We start from the raw sequence: 13,250 nt of genomic DNA, 5'->3' as shown, positions 1-13,250 counted from the left end.
GCAGGTGGATGGCTTGTACACCCTCACTCCATCGAGGACAGGATTTCCCCCGCGCGGATCGTCACGGCGACTTTTGCGAAGGCCGCCGTGTCCAGTGCAGGGTCGCCATCGAGCAAGACCATGTCGGCTGCCAATCCCCGCGCGATCCGGCCCCGCTCATGGGATTGACCGAAGCGCCGCGCCGGGGTGGTGGTGAGTGCCGCCAGCACATGGCGCCAGTCCATCGCCTGCGCCATGAGGCGATACTCCGCGCTTGGGTCGAACACGTCCATGAAGCCGGCGTCGGTGCCGAACAGGACCTCGCCGCCGCCCTCGCTGAGTGCGTGGACCTGCTGGACGACCGTGGCGACCGGCGTGCTGTCTGCCGGATAGACTTCGAACAGCATCATCGTCGGCACCAGCGCGACATGGGCCGAGACCAACTTGCGCACTTGCGCCGCATCCCAGGGACCCGCGATCGGCGTGGCGTGGGCGAGCACGTCTACGCCGTTCTCCACCGCCGCGTTCATGCCCTCGCGATTGGTGGGATGCGCGAAGACCGGCAGGCGATGGCGATGCGCTGCGGCCGTCAGCGCGCGGATCTGGTCTGCCGGCATGACCATGACGTCCTCGGCGCCCAGAATGGCGCCGGCGAACAGTTTCACGCCGTCCACACCCGCCTGCGCCTGCCGATCGAGCCGCGCTACGGCCTCTGGCGTCGAGCGTATCTCGGGCACCGCAATATGCTCCGCCTCATAGACCGGACGCGCGTAGACCGGCGTGCCGTTCTTCGGGAAGAAGGGATCACCTACCGTGAGTATCTGCGGCCCGGCAAACCGTCCTTCCCGGATCATGCGCCGTAGCGCGGTCGCACTGGCGGTGCTGGAAGTGAGATCGAACACCGTCGTGAAGCCCCAGCGCGTGAACATGTCACGCAGTTGCCCTGCAAGTTTCGCAGGGTCGGCCGCGTCCGGGTGAAGCAAGTCATGCGTCATCAGATGGACGTGGCTGTTCCAGAAACCCGCGACGAGCGTGCGTCCTGCACCCGGGATGGTCTTCATCCCCTGGGGCACCGATACTTGCGCGCGGGAGCCGACGGCGGCGATCCGGCCGTCGCGGACGATCACGACGCCATTTTCGAGAGCTTTTGCTTGGGGATCGGCATAGATCCGGGCGCCCACTACGGCGAAATCCTCTGCCAGAGCAGGCCCGGTCACGCACCATGCGGCAAGAAATGCCGCCACCATTGCCACGCTTTTCATTCTCGCCCCCCGTCGGCCGTCGCACCGCGGCCAGGAGACAACGAAAGCGCAATGCGCGGCGGAGTGCAAGTTGGCATTCATCCCGGGCCGATGAGCGCGCCGAGGCGCGGCGTTGCGGTCCGTCCGGAAAAACTTCGGAGGCGGGTTCTGCCAGAGCCCGGCCGCATGGGCCGGGCTCTGGCGGCGATCAAAGTGCGAAACGGACCGTGCCGAGGACCGTGCGCGGTGCGCCCGGAAGGTTGAGCAGCGGAGACGTGCCATGCCCGGAGACGATGTAGTTCTTGTCGAACAGGTTGTAGACGTTGATCTGCAACCGGGCCGGACCCACTTGCGTCCAGGCCATGGCGTCTGCGGTGAAGTAGTGCTCCAGCACGGTGGTGTTGGCAGGGTCGGCCCAGCGATTGCCGACGTAGTTGGCGCCCGCGCCGATGCCGAACTTCTCGCCGAAGCTCTTGGTGATGAAGGCATTGGCGGCGTTCTTCGGGGTCAGCGTGGCGCCCTTGTCCACGAAGAGGGGGTTGGCCGAGTCCGTCACTTGCGCGTCGAGGTAGGCGTAGCCCACGATGGCGCGGAAGCCCGAAGGCAGGTCGAGCGCACCGGATACCTCGATGCCGCGGGTGCGCTGGGTGCCGATGGGCACGACGACTTGCGGATTTGCCGGATCGCTGCCCTTGATCCCGGTACGGCGGAGAATGAACGCCGAGACCTGGATATTCAGCCGGCTGTCCAGCAGGGTATACTTGGCGCCGATTTCCTTGTTGGTGGTCTTCTCTGGCGCGATGTCGGTGTTGTTGGCCGCCAGCGCGAAAGTCTCTGCCGAAGGCTGGAAACTGGTGCTCCAGGACGCGTAATAGGACTGGATATCGTCCGGCTGGAACACCAGGCCCGCACGCGGGCTCCATTTCTTGTCGGTGCGCTGCAGCGGCTGCGCACGCGCCGGAATGATCAGGTCCGACTTCTGTCTGAACCAGTCATAGCGGACACCCACGAGCGCCTTGAAGCCCGCGCCCAGTTCGACGAAGTCCTGCGCATAAAGGCCGCGGGTGTCGAACGTGGAGACGGACTTGGCGCTCAGGGCCGTGAAATTGGCGTTGGACAGCGTCGGCAGAACCGGCGCCAGGATCGGCGTGACCGCGACGATGCGCGAAGCAATCGTGTCTGCGTCCTTCACCTGCCGCGCAATTTCCACGCCGTAGAGCATGGTGTGCTTCGTGCCGCCGAGTTCGAACTTGTGCGTCAGTTCCGACTGGTTCGACCAGCCATCCTCGTCGCGCAGGATGCCGCCGTGGGACAGCGTGACCGTGCCGGCCGCCGCATTGACCGCCGTGGTATTCGTGTTGTGGCGGTCCAGCGTATAGCGATAGTGACGGAAGCCGTTGCGGAACGATACCGCGTCCGAGAACCGATGCGCCAGCGTGACCGTCTGCGACAGGACTTCCGAACGGCTCACGTCCGTATCGCGGGCATTTGCGGCGCCGTAGTAGGTGGAGCGCGGAACGTCGACGACTTTGCCGTTGATGGCGGGAATGCCGAAATCGGTCAGGCGGCGGTCCTTGAGATAGTCGGCCTGGATCAGGATGGTGGTGTCCTTGCCTTCGCCGAGCAGCAGCGAGGGCGCCAGGGCCACGCGCTTCACGAACTGCTGGTCGCGGAAGCTGTCGCTGTCCTCCAGCGCGCCGGTGACGCGGAAGCCGACGCCGGAGGTCGGATCGAACCGGCCGAGGTCGATCTCGCCGCGGGCCGTATCCTTGGAGCCGTAAGTCAGCGTGCCGGCCAGCACGTCGACATTCGGCTTCTTGGTGACGCGGTTGATCAGGCCGCCCGACGAGCCGCGCCCATAGAGCACTGCTGCCGGGCCCTTCACGACCTCGACGCGCTCGACATTGGACAAATCGCGGAAATAAAGGCCGTCGTCGCGGAAGCCATCGACGTATTGGTCGGCGATGGCGGTGAAGCCGCGGATCGTCACCTGGTCGCGCTGGCCATCGCCATGCGAGAACGAAACGCCGGGGACGTTCTTCAGGGCATCCTGCAAGGAGAGCGCGCGCTGGTCGCGCAGGACTTCGGACGGCACGACCGCAACCGACTGGGGAAGATCCTTGAGCGGGATCGCGATCTTCGCAGCCCCGGATTCCTGCGCGACATAGCCCTCGTTCTCGCGAACGCCGGTCACGATGATCGAGCCTTCCGGCTCGCCGTCAGCGGCGGCGGCGGGCGCAGGGGTGATGGCCGGCAGGGCCATGGCGGAGGTAGCGAGAAAGCGCACGAAAGCGCCCTTCGAAGCGAAGAGTGAGCGCACCGACAATCTGAGAATCCCTCATGAAAATTTCTGCGACCGCGTATCAATAGCAGTGATGCGTTGCAACAAATTGTTACAACTCGTTACATTGGAGCGGGCAACCTGCGGATTTAACGCGCGGAATTGCCGCAATAATGGCTGGTCACGCGCGACATTGGGATTTGGTAAGGTTGCATCCAGCCTCTCCCAATCTCCACCGGCTAGGCCGGCCTCATGTATCGGTCCGCCCCCATCCTGCTCGTGCTGGTCCTCGCTGCGTGCCAGGATTCGCCTCGGAAATCCTCGTCGCCACCCGCCCATGCGGAGCTGATCGCTCATGAAAGCGAGCTGCTGAAGCTGACCCTGACGCCGCGGGCGCAGCAGCGGCTTGGGCTTGTTGTCCAGCCGGCGGGCGGAGGCTCGGCGCGGCAGGTGCGGCAGGTGACCGGCGAAATCGTGGTTCCGCCCACCGCCGCCGGGGGCGTGCCGACCAATTCCCTGACCAATCTGGCTCAAGTGGGATCGCAGCAGGCCGTAGCCGATGGCGAGGTCGCGCGGACGGAAGCGCAAGCGCGACTTGCACGCATCGCCCTGACCCGCGCAGAAGCCCTCGTGCGTGAGGAAGCCGGCAGCATCCGCGCGCGGGACGAAGCGGCGGCGGCTCTTGCGGCCGCGCAGGCGGCGCTCGGCGCGGCGCGGCAGCAGCGGCGGCTGCTTGGCCCTTCGGTCGCGGCACTGGGCGACCAGTCGGTGCTCTGGGTGCGGGCTTCGGTCTTCGCCAGCGACGTGGGCGCCGTCGTGCGCGGGGCGGAGGCCATGGTGCGCCCGCTTGGCGTGCAGGGGCGCGAGCAGGCACGCGGTGTCCGGCCGGTGCAGGCGCCGCCCTCGGCCGATAGCGCGGCGGGAACCGTGGATCTCTATTACGCCCTGGGCAATCGCGACCGTCAGTTCCGGGTCGGCCAGCGCGTTGCCGTGGAGCTGCCGCTGGCGGGCCGGACTGCGGGCCTTTCGGTTCCCTCCTCCGCCATCGTTCGCGATATCTACGGCGGCGAATGGGTCTACCGGATGACCGGCAAGGACACTTTCGTGCGCCAGCGCATCGAGGTCGCTTCTGAAACCGGCGGACAGGCGCTGCTCGCGCGCGGGCTGGAGCCGGGTGCGCAAGTGGTGACGGTGGGTGCGGCCGAACTCTTCGGCACCGAGTTCGGGGCGGCGCACTGATGCTGGCAGGACTGGTCCGTTTCGCGCTCGCCCAGCGCGTCCTCGTGCTCGCGGTGGCGGCGCTGCTGGTGGTGCTCGGCATCCGCGCGGGGCGCGATGTCCCGCTCGATGTCTTCCCCGAATTCGCGCCGCCGATGGTCGAGATCCAGACCGAGGCGCCCGGCCTTTCCACCGAGGAAGTGGAAAGCCTCGTCACCGTTCCCATCGAGACCGCCGTCAACGGCGTGCCCGACCTGGCGACGCTGCGTTCCAAGTCGGTACTCGGCCTGTCGTCGGTGCAGATCCTGTTCGAACGGGGCACCGATGTGATGCGCGCCCGGCAGATGGTGGGCGAGCGCATTGCGCAAGTCCAGCCGCGCCTGCCGCTCGCCGCGCGCCAGCCGGTGCTGATGCCGCCGCTTTCCTCCACCAGCCGTGCCATGAAGATCGGGCTGACCTCCGGGAAGCTGGATCAGATGAAACTGTCCGAACTGGTGCGCTGGACGATCCGGCCCCGGCTCATGGCGGTGCCCGGCGTGGCCAACGTCGCGGTATGGGGCCAGCGGGACCGGCAGCTTCAGGTGCTGGTCGATCCCGACCGCCTGCGCGCCGCCGGCGTCACCCTTGCCGAAGTGCGCGCCGCTGCCGGAGACGCGGTGCTGGTGGGCGGCGGCGGCTTCGTCGACACGCCGAACCAGCGCATTGCGGTACAGCAGGCAGGCATGGTGCAGGACGCTGCCGGGCTCGGCCAGGCGATCGTGCGCCAATCGGGCAGCGCGCCGATTCGCCTTTCGGACGTCGCCCGCGTGATCGACGGCCACGCCGCGCCGATCGGCAATGCCATCATCGATGACGTGCCCGGCATCATGCTGATCGTCGAGAAGCAGCCGACCGCCAACACCCTGGAACTGACCCGGGCCGTCGAAGCGGCACTGGTCGAACTCAAGCCCGGACTCAAGGACGTGAAGGTCGACACCACGATCTTCCGCCCGGCCACGTTCATCGAACGCTCGATCGACAACCTGACGCGCGCCCTGCTGATCGGCTGCGCCCTGGTGGCGGCGGTGCTGTTCCTTTTCACCCGCGACTGGCGGCAGGCCATCATCAGCCTCACCGCGATCCCGCTCTCGCTGCTGGGCGCGGGCCTGGTCCTGCTGTGGAGCGGGGCGACGATCAATGTCATGGTGATCGCCGGTCTCGTCATCGCGCTGGGCGAAGTGGTGGACGATGCCATCATCGACGTCGAGAACATCGCCCGGCGCCTGCGGCTGGAGCGTGAGGCCGCAAACCCGCGCTCCGCCTTTTCGGTCGTGCTGGCCGCCTCGCTGGAGGTCCGCTCGGCGGTGGTCTTTGCCTCGCTGATCGTCATGCTGGTGTTCCTGCCGATCTTCTTCCTCGGCGGCGTGGCGGGCACGTTCTTCCAGCCGCTCGCCATCGCCTATGTGCTAGCCATTGCCACCTCGCTGCTGGTGGCGCTCACCGTCACCCCGGCGCTCTGCCTGCTGCTCCTTCCCGGCGCACCGCTGACCGAGGAACGCGACACCCGCGTGGTGCGCTGGCTCAAGCGGCGCTACGCGGGCGCGCTGCCCCGGTTCGTCGTGCGGCCCCAGGTGGTGATCGGCGTGGTGGCGGGCGGGCTGCTGCTCTCCGGCCTGGGCTATGCGACGTTCAAGGACCAGTTCCTGCCCGATTTCCGCGAGACCGACTTCCTGATGCACTTCGTCGAGAAGCCGGGGACCTCGATCGAGGCGATGGACCGCATCACCATCCGCGCCTCGAAGGAATTGCGCGCGATCCCCGGTGTGCGCAACTTCGGCGCCCACATCGGCCGCGCCKAGCAGGCGGACGAAGTCGTCGGCCCCAATTTCACAGAGCTGTGGATCAGCCTTGACGAAAAGGCCGACTACGATGCTTCCGTCGCCCGCATCAAGTCCGTGGTGGACGGCTATCCCGGCCTGTTCCGCGACGTGCTGACCTATTTGCGCGAACGCATCAAGGAAGTGCTGACCGGCGCGGGCGCCACCGTGGTCGTGCGCATCTACGGCCCCGAACAGGACGAGTTGCGCGCCGCCGGCCAGCGCGTCCGCGATGCGGTTTCCGGGATCGCGGGCGTGAGCGACCTCAAGCTGGAAAGCCAGGTTCTCGTCGCCCAGCTGCGCATCCGCCCGCGTCCCGAAGACCTCGCGCGGCTCGGCCTCACGGCGGGTGAGGTGCGCCGTCAGGCCCAGACGCTCGTGGCCCAGCAGAAAGTGGGCGAAATCTACCGCGAGCAGAAGGCGTTCGACGTGGCGCTCTGGGGTGAACCGGCGGTGCGCGGCAACATCCACGCCTTGCGCGACCTGATGATCCAGTCTCCCACCGGTGCGCCCGTGCGCCTTGCCGATATCGCCGATGTCGAGATCGTGCCCGCTCCCAACGAGGTGAAGCGCGAGAACGGCCAGCGCCGGCTCGACGTGACGCTCAATGTGTCCGGCGCCGATCTGGGCACCGTGGCGCGCGGCGTCGAGGCGGCGGTCGGCAAGGTGCCGTTCGCCACCGGCTATCACCCGGAAGTGCTGGGTGAATATGCCGCGCTCAGGGAATCGCGCCAGCGCTTGTGGACCACCGGGGCGCTGTGCCTCGTGGGTGTGCTGCTGCTGGTGTGGATCGAGTTCCGCTCGCGCCGGATTACCACGCTGGTCGGGGTGAGCCTGCCCTTCGCGCTCGTCGGCGGCGTCGTTGCGGTGGCGCTGACGGGCGGGGTGCTGTCGCTCGGCTCGCTGGTCGGGTTCGTGACGGTAATCGGCATCGCCGCGCGCAACGGGATCATGCTTCTGTCGCACTACCGCCATCTGGAGCGGGAGGAAGGCATGGCCTTCGGCCGCGACCTCGTGCTGCGCGGGGCGGAGGAGCGGCTGGTGCCGATCCTGATGACGGCGGCCTGCGCCGGGCTGGCGCTGGTGCCGCTGATCCTGGCCGGCAATGCTCCGGGACACGAGATCGAGCATCCCATGGCGATCGTCATCCTGGGCGGGCTGATTTCCTCGACCGTGCTGAACCTGTTCCTGATGCCCGCACTCTACGCGCGCTACGGGGAGGAGAAGCGCACACCGCCGCCCGCCGAACCCACGGAGGTCTTGGCATGACCCTGCGCCTTTCGCGCTGGAGCGCGCCCTTGATCGCGCTCGCCGTCTCCGCCTGCATGAGCGTACCTACACCGCCTGAGACGGTGGTGCCGCCCGCCGCTGCGGGGCCGTTCGCTGCGCTGCCGGTCGCCTCGATCGAGGCGGTGCCGGACGACTGGTGGCGGCTCTACGACGACCCCCAACTCGACGCGCTGGTGGAGGCAAGCCTTGCCGCCAATGCGGACTTGCGCGTCGCCTACGCCAACCTCGATGGGGCCCGCGCCGCCCTGAAGCAGGCGCAGGCCGCGCGATTGCCGACGACCACGATCGAGAGCGCACTGACGGTCGACGACCCCAGCAATCAGCCCAGCGCCGCCTCGGTCTCGGCCAGCGACTGGGACATCGCGGCGACCGCCAGCTGGGACATCGACTTGTTCGGCCGCCTGCGCGCCGGGGCATTGGCCGCCCGCGCCGATGCCGAGGCGCAGCAGGCCGCGCTGGACGGCGTGCGCGTCGCAGTGGTGGCGGACACCGTTCAGGCCTATGTCGAGTTCTGCGCCGCCACGCGTGCCATGGCTGAGGCTCGGGCCGTCTCCGCCGCGCAGGAACGATCGGTGGCTCTGGTGCGCGAGCAGTTCTCCGCCGGCGAAGTCTCGCCGCTGGAAGTGTCGCAAGTTGCCGCGCTTGCTGCCTCCACCCGCGCCGGGATTGCGCCGTTCGAGGCGGGGCGCTCGAACGCGCTCTACCGCATCGCCGCGCTGCAGGGCCGCCCGCCTGCCGAGGCGCGCACGCTGCCGCTGACCTGCAAGGCCGCGCCGCGCCTCAAGGCTGCCGCGCCCGTGGGCGACGGCACCGCGCTGCTCCTGCGCCGCCCTGACGTGCGCGAGGCGGAGCGCAAGCTGGCCGCCGCCGCCGCCCGCATCGGGGTGGCGCGGGCCGAGTTCTACCCGAGGGTCAATCTCGGCGGAGCGCTTGGCCTGCTCGCGGGCGGGTTCGACGCCGCCGCCTCGCCGCTGATCAGCTGGGCCTTTCCCAACATCGCTCCGGCCCGCGCGAAGATGGCGCAGGCGCGCGCTTCCGAGCAGGCGGCGCTCGCCGGATGGGATGTGGCGATGCTGAAAGCGCTGCGCGAGGTCGAAACCGCACTGGCGGCTTATGACGCCGAAGCGCGCCGCAATCGGGATCTGGGCGAGGCGGCCCTTCAAGCGCGGGCCTATGCCCGCCGTGCCACGGCGCGCGTGCGCTACGGCGATGCGGCGGGCCTGCTCCAGGTCGACGCGGAGCGCACCGTTGCCGCCGCGCGCCTGGCCAAGGTCCAGAGCGATCTGGCCGTGGGGCAGGCGGAAGTCGCCCTGTTCCGCGCGCTCGGAGGCGGCTGGCGCACCGGCCCGCAGGCGCGCTAGGCTGGGCCATGCGAATCCTGATCGTCGAAGATGACGAAGAGACACGGCGCTTCATCGCCAAGGGCCTGGAAGAGGCGGGACATATCGTGGCTTGTGCGCGCGATGGCGCTGACGGCCTGTTCCACGCGACTGACGGCGCGTTCGATGTCATCGTCGTCGATCGCATGCTGCCGGGGCTGGACGGGCTGTCCCTGCTCAAGGCGCTGCGGGCCGCCGGAAACGGCACGCCGGTGCTGATGCTGACCGCGCTCGGCGGGATCGCGGACCGGGTGGACGGTCTGGAAGCCGGGGCCGACGACTACCTCGTGAAGCCCTTCGCCTTTTCCGAGTTGAGCGCGCGCATCAATGCCCTGGGCCGCCGCCCGCAAGTGCGCGTCGATGCGAACCGGCTGATCGTGGGCGAGATCGTGCTCGACCTCGACCGCCGGACGGTGGAGCGCGGGGGGCGGCGCGTGACCCTGCAGCCGCGCGAGTTCACGCTGCTGGCCGAACTGATGCGCAACCCGCGCCGGGTGATGACGCGAACGATGCTGCTCGAACGGGTGTGGGACTTCGACTTCGATCCGAAGACCAATATCGTCGAGACGCACATGAGCCGTCTGCGCTCCAAGCTCAACGCCGGGTTCGACGGCGATGCGATCGAGACCGTGCGCGGCGCGGGCTACATGATGCGGGGCGGCTGATGCTGCGCAAGCCCAGACTATTGCTGCGCCGGCTCTGGCGAACCACGACCGGGCTGGTGGCCATCGTCGGCATCGTCTTCGCGGCGGCCATCCTGGCGATCGGCGCAATATCCTATGAAGTGACGCACGAGGCGCTGGAGCAGCAGCTCGATCACCGCATCGCGGCGGAAACGGCGGGATTGCTGGCCGAGGCCCATCGCCATGGACTGCCCGCAATCGCCGGCGCCATCACCCGCCGCGAGGCTTCGCGGTCCACGGCGAGCCTGGAATACCTGCTGGTCGACCAGACGGGCAGCCGCCTGGCCGGGAGCCTCCAGGCTGACGTTCCTGCCAAGCCGGGCTTCGAGGAGTTCTTCCACTATCGCAAGCCGGGGCAGGACGAGGTCGCCACCGCGCAGGCGCTCACCACGAAAGTCGCGGGCGGCACGCTGGTGGTCGCAGCCGACCGTTCGGGGCTGGACGAGATCGACCGGACGCTGGCGATCCTCTTTGCCGGGGCGCTGGCGGCAATGCTCGTGGTCGGCGCGCTGGCGGCCAGCATCATCGGCTGGCTGACGCAGCGCCGCCTCAGCCGTATCGACGCGACGGCGCAGGCGATCATCGGCGGAGACTTCACGCGCCGCGTCCCGCGCGATGGATCGGGAAGCGAGTTCGACCGGCTGGCCGGCACGCTCAATGCCATGCTCGACCGTATCGAGGGACTGATGGAGAGCCTGCGGCAGGTCTCCAGCGACGTCGCGCATGACTTGCGCACCCCGCTGACGCGGCTCTGCGGCAGCCTGGACCAGGCCGCCGGGGAGCAGGACGAGGCCCTGCGTGCGGAGCGCCTCGACAGCGCGCGTGCCCAGGCGGCGGAACTTCTGGAGATATTCGCCGCCTTGCTGCGCATCGCCGAGATCGAGGGCATGAACGAGCGACTGCCCCGCCAGCGGCTGGACCTCACGGCGCTGCTGGAAAAGATGGCGGAGAGCTACAGGCCCGATTTCGAGGACAGCGGGCACATCCTGCAATGTTGGATCGCGCCGGACTTGTCGGTGCAGGGCGATCACCGGCTTCTGAGCCAGGTCGTGGCCAATCTGCTGGACAATGGCCTCAGTCACACCCCGCCGGGTACGACGGTGGAGCTTTACGCGCGCCCCACGGCAGGCGGCGTCTCGGTGGTCGTCGGGGACGATGGGCCGGGAGCCTCGCAGGCGGATCGGGAGCGACTGTTCAACCGCTTTGCGCGCGGCGAGCAGGCGCGTTCCACGGCCGGGCATGGCCTTGGCCTCAGCATGGTCAAGGCGATCGCGGAGGCGCATGGCGGCTCCGTGTCGATCCTCGACGTACCGGGCTTCGCCGTGGAACTGCGGCTTCCGCGGAAATCCTGAGCCCGCCTCAGAGCGCGTAGTCGGCCACGTAGCCGAGATGGTCTGAAAGCCCGCTCCCGCCATTGCCGAGGCCGAAGGGGACGTCGAAGGCGCGCAGCGTCAGGCGGCCGTTGGCACCGGCGCGGAAGTATTGCTTGTCCTTGGCGCGGCCGAGGATCGCGGCGCGGTCCGGCAGGGTCATGCCCGGCAGGCGGTGCGTAGCGGCTGCCAGGGTCGCCTCGCTGCCGCCCCCGACGATACCGCCGGCGGCGGTCTGGGCTGCGATCCGTGCCTTGTCATGCCCGGTGTTGAAGTCTCCGCCGAAGATCAGGTCGGTGCTGGAAGGGACATTGTCGCGGATGAAGCCGCGCAGGGCGGCAACCTGCCCGAGATAGGCCGCATTCGCCCGCGCGACGCCCACGCCCGAGGCCTTGCGCGAGTTGAGGTGAGTGTCGGCAATGGCGATCGGGTCGTCGCGCCCGGGCACTTTCACCCAGGCGAGCAGCACGCCCTTGGCGGCAAGGCAGTCGAACCCGGCGCAGAGATCGGCGGGGAAGGCCATCTTGCGGGTCTGGACGATGGGGTAGTCGGACAGGATCACCAGTCCGCTGTCCACCCACTTGCCGATCCCTTCTCCCCTGAACCACGAGGCGTGCCCGGCAAAGTCGGTGTCGGAGACTTGCGAACTTACATCGGCGATCTGCGGCCCGATGGCGACATGGGTATAGCCCGCGCCCCGGGCTATGGCCTTGGCTTCGGGGATGAACGCCTCCTGCAGCAGCACGACATGGGGTTGGCGCCCGGCGCTGCGCAGTTCGCCAAGGCGCTTGCCGATCTCCTCCAGCTTGTCGGCGCGGCCATAGGCGGCGGGGAAGGGCAAGCCCTTGACGTTGTAGGTCATGACCGAAAGTTCGTTTTCGGGAAGCGGCCGGGCGTCGCCGGGCACTTCGGACACGGCGGCAGGCGATGCGAGCGGCAGGTTCAGGGCCGCCATCCCGGCCAGGGCAGCAAGGGTCAACAAGCGCAGGCGCTTCACGCGAGATACTCCCACAGGTTCCTGCAATAGACGCCGCGGGCCCGCGTCACCCGCATGGCGAAAGTGCAGGGAAAATGCATGTGCGGTTCCTTTCGATCGGCGGAGTCCCATGGCTGTCCCGGCCTTTGCCCGGACGGCAACAGAGGGAAGCGGCGCGGATGCGCGGAACCAGAACCCTGAGTTTTATCTGCGTGCTGGCAGCGGCGGCGCCGCTGGGGGCCGAGACGCGGGCGATCAAGGTGCAGGGCGCCAATGCCGTGTCGCTGCTGCCCGGCCAGGTCCACTGGACCGCGCAGGACCGCGCGGCCGTCGACCGGGCAAAAGTGATCGACTTCTCCATGGACAAGGGCAATGCGGGCTGGAGTTTCGACTTTCTGTCGCTGCGCTCGCCCCGGCTCGGCGAAGACGCGTGCTGCGCCGCTGCGCGCCATTTCCATGGAGCGCAGGCCGGCATGGAGGCCTGGCATGCGCTGGGCGGCGGCGATGCGATCCGGCTGCGGGCCGATATGGGCAAGGCCAGTCGGCGCGCGCTTTCGGCCGTCGCCTTTGCGGCCAGGTCCAGGGCTGCTTATGCCGACGCGCACGTGACCTGGGATCACGGCGAGCGGCTGGCCATCTCTACCGGATGGTACCGGCAGGGCGGCTGGGGCCGGCGCCGCATGCACCTGGACGTGACGCGCCTGGGTAATGGCGAGGCTGCCGCCGCCAGCGGCTTGCGCGCGGCCGTGCAGCTTGCGGTTGGCGTTTCCGCCCGGTCGGCGCGATCCTGGATGATGCTGGAAGTCCGCGAAGGCAGCCGCGCGGCGTGCCTCGGCACTTGCAGCGGCGGAACGATGCGCCACGCCAGCGAAGCCGGCCTCACTTTCAATTCGTCGTTCTGAGGAGAAAACCATGACTCCATCGGCGCGATCTCGTAATGATCCGATCCAACTGGGAAGGGAGACTGCATTTGCGGA

At 68.4% G+C, this 13,250-nt stretch carries 9 protein-coding genes; 6 read left to right on the top strand and 3 right to left on the bottom strand.

Annotation, left to right across the window (positions count from 1 at the left end; translation table 11 throughout):
- Positions 1-23: 23 nt before the first annotated feature.
- Together AB4Z00_RS05165 and AB4Z00_RS05160 are read right to left on the bottom strand one after the other, a co-directional pair.
- A complete protein-coding gene (locus AB4Z00_RS05165) occupies positions 24-1,241 on the bottom strand; it encodes an amidohydrolase family protein (protein WP_442045192.1) in 1,218 nt (405 codons plus the stop codon).
- Between the two features lie 187 nt (positions 1,242-1,428).
- Positions 1,429-3,540 (bottom strand): TonB-dependent receptor, encoded by a 2,112-nt coding sequence (locus tag AB4Z00_RS05160; protein ID WP_442045465.1) that lies wholly within the window; start codon positions 3,538-3,540, stop codon positions 1,429-1,431.
- Between the two features lie 213 nt (positions 3,541-3,753).
- On the opposite strand from AB4Z00_RS05160, the gene AB4Z00_RS05155 reads away from it, so the two are divergent.
- From AB4Z00_RS05155 to AB4Z00_RS05135, 5 genes are read left to right on the top strand one after another with little or no spacing between them, the layout of a single operon-like run.
- A complete protein-coding gene (locus AB4Z00_RS05155) occupies positions 3,754-4,740 on the top strand; it encodes an efflux RND transporter periplasmic adaptor subunit (protein WP_442045191.1) in 987 nt (328 codons plus the stop codon).
- Entirely contained in the window at positions 4,740-7,844 is a 3,105-nt protein-coding gene (locus AB4Z00_RS05150) for an efflux RND transporter permease subunit (RefSeq protein ID WP_442045190.1), read from the top strand. The genes AB4Z00_RS05155 and AB4Z00_RS05150 overlap by 1 nt, the downstream gene beginning before the upstream one ends.
- Positions 7,841-9,226: an efflux transporter outer membrane subunit gene (locus tag AB4Z00_RS05145; RefSeq protein WP_442045189.1), complete on the top strand. Its 1,386-nt coding sequence runs from the start codon at positions 7,841-7,843 to the stop codon at positions 9,224-9,226. Before AB4Z00_RS05150 ends, AB4Z00_RS05145 begins: the two co-directional genes overlap by 4 nt.
- 8 nt (positions 9,227-9,234) lie before the next feature.
- The gene (locus AB4Z00_RS05140; protein WP_442045188.1) at positions 9,235-9,909 is read left to right on the top strand and encodes a response regulator transcription factor; all 675 of its coding nucleotides are present in this window, start codon (positions 9,235-9,237) and stop codon (positions 9,907-9,909) included.
- Positions 9,909-11,279 (top strand): ATP-binding protein, encoded by a 1,371-nt coding sequence (locus tag AB4Z00_RS05135; protein ID WP_442045187.1) that lies wholly within the window; start codon positions 9,909-9,911, stop codon positions 11,277-11,279. Before AB4Z00_RS05140 ends, AB4Z00_RS05135 begins: the two co-directional genes overlap by 1 nt.
- 7 nt (positions 11,280-11,286) lie before the next feature.
- On the opposite strand, the gene AB4Z00_RS05130 is transcribed toward AB4Z00_RS05135, so the two are convergent.
- A complete protein-coding gene (locus AB4Z00_RS05130; RefSeq protein ID WP_442045186.1) occupies positions 11,287-12,294 on the bottom strand; it encodes an endonuclease/exonuclease/phosphatase family protein in 1,008 nt (335 codons plus the stop codon).
- A gap of 158 nt (positions 12,295-12,452) precedes the next feature.
- On the opposite strand from AB4Z00_RS05130, the gene AB4Z00_RS05125 reads away from it, so the two are divergent.
- On the top strand, positions 12,453-13,175 hold the full coding sequence (locus tag AB4Z00_RS05125) for a hypothetical protein (RefSeq protein WP_442045185.1): 723 nt from the start codon (positions 12,453-12,455) through the stop codon (positions 13,173-13,175).
- The last annotated feature ends 75 nt before the right edge of the window (positions 13,176-13,250 follow it).

The organism is Novosphingobium sp. YAF33, assembly GCF_052113265.1.
In the GTDB taxonomy this organism is placed as follows: Bacteria; Pseudomonadota; Alphaproteobacteria; order Sphingomonadales; family Sphingomonadaceae; genus Novosphingobium.
Note: the sequence above shows the minus strand (reverse complement) of the source record. Positions and strands in the feature narration are given on the sequence as shown.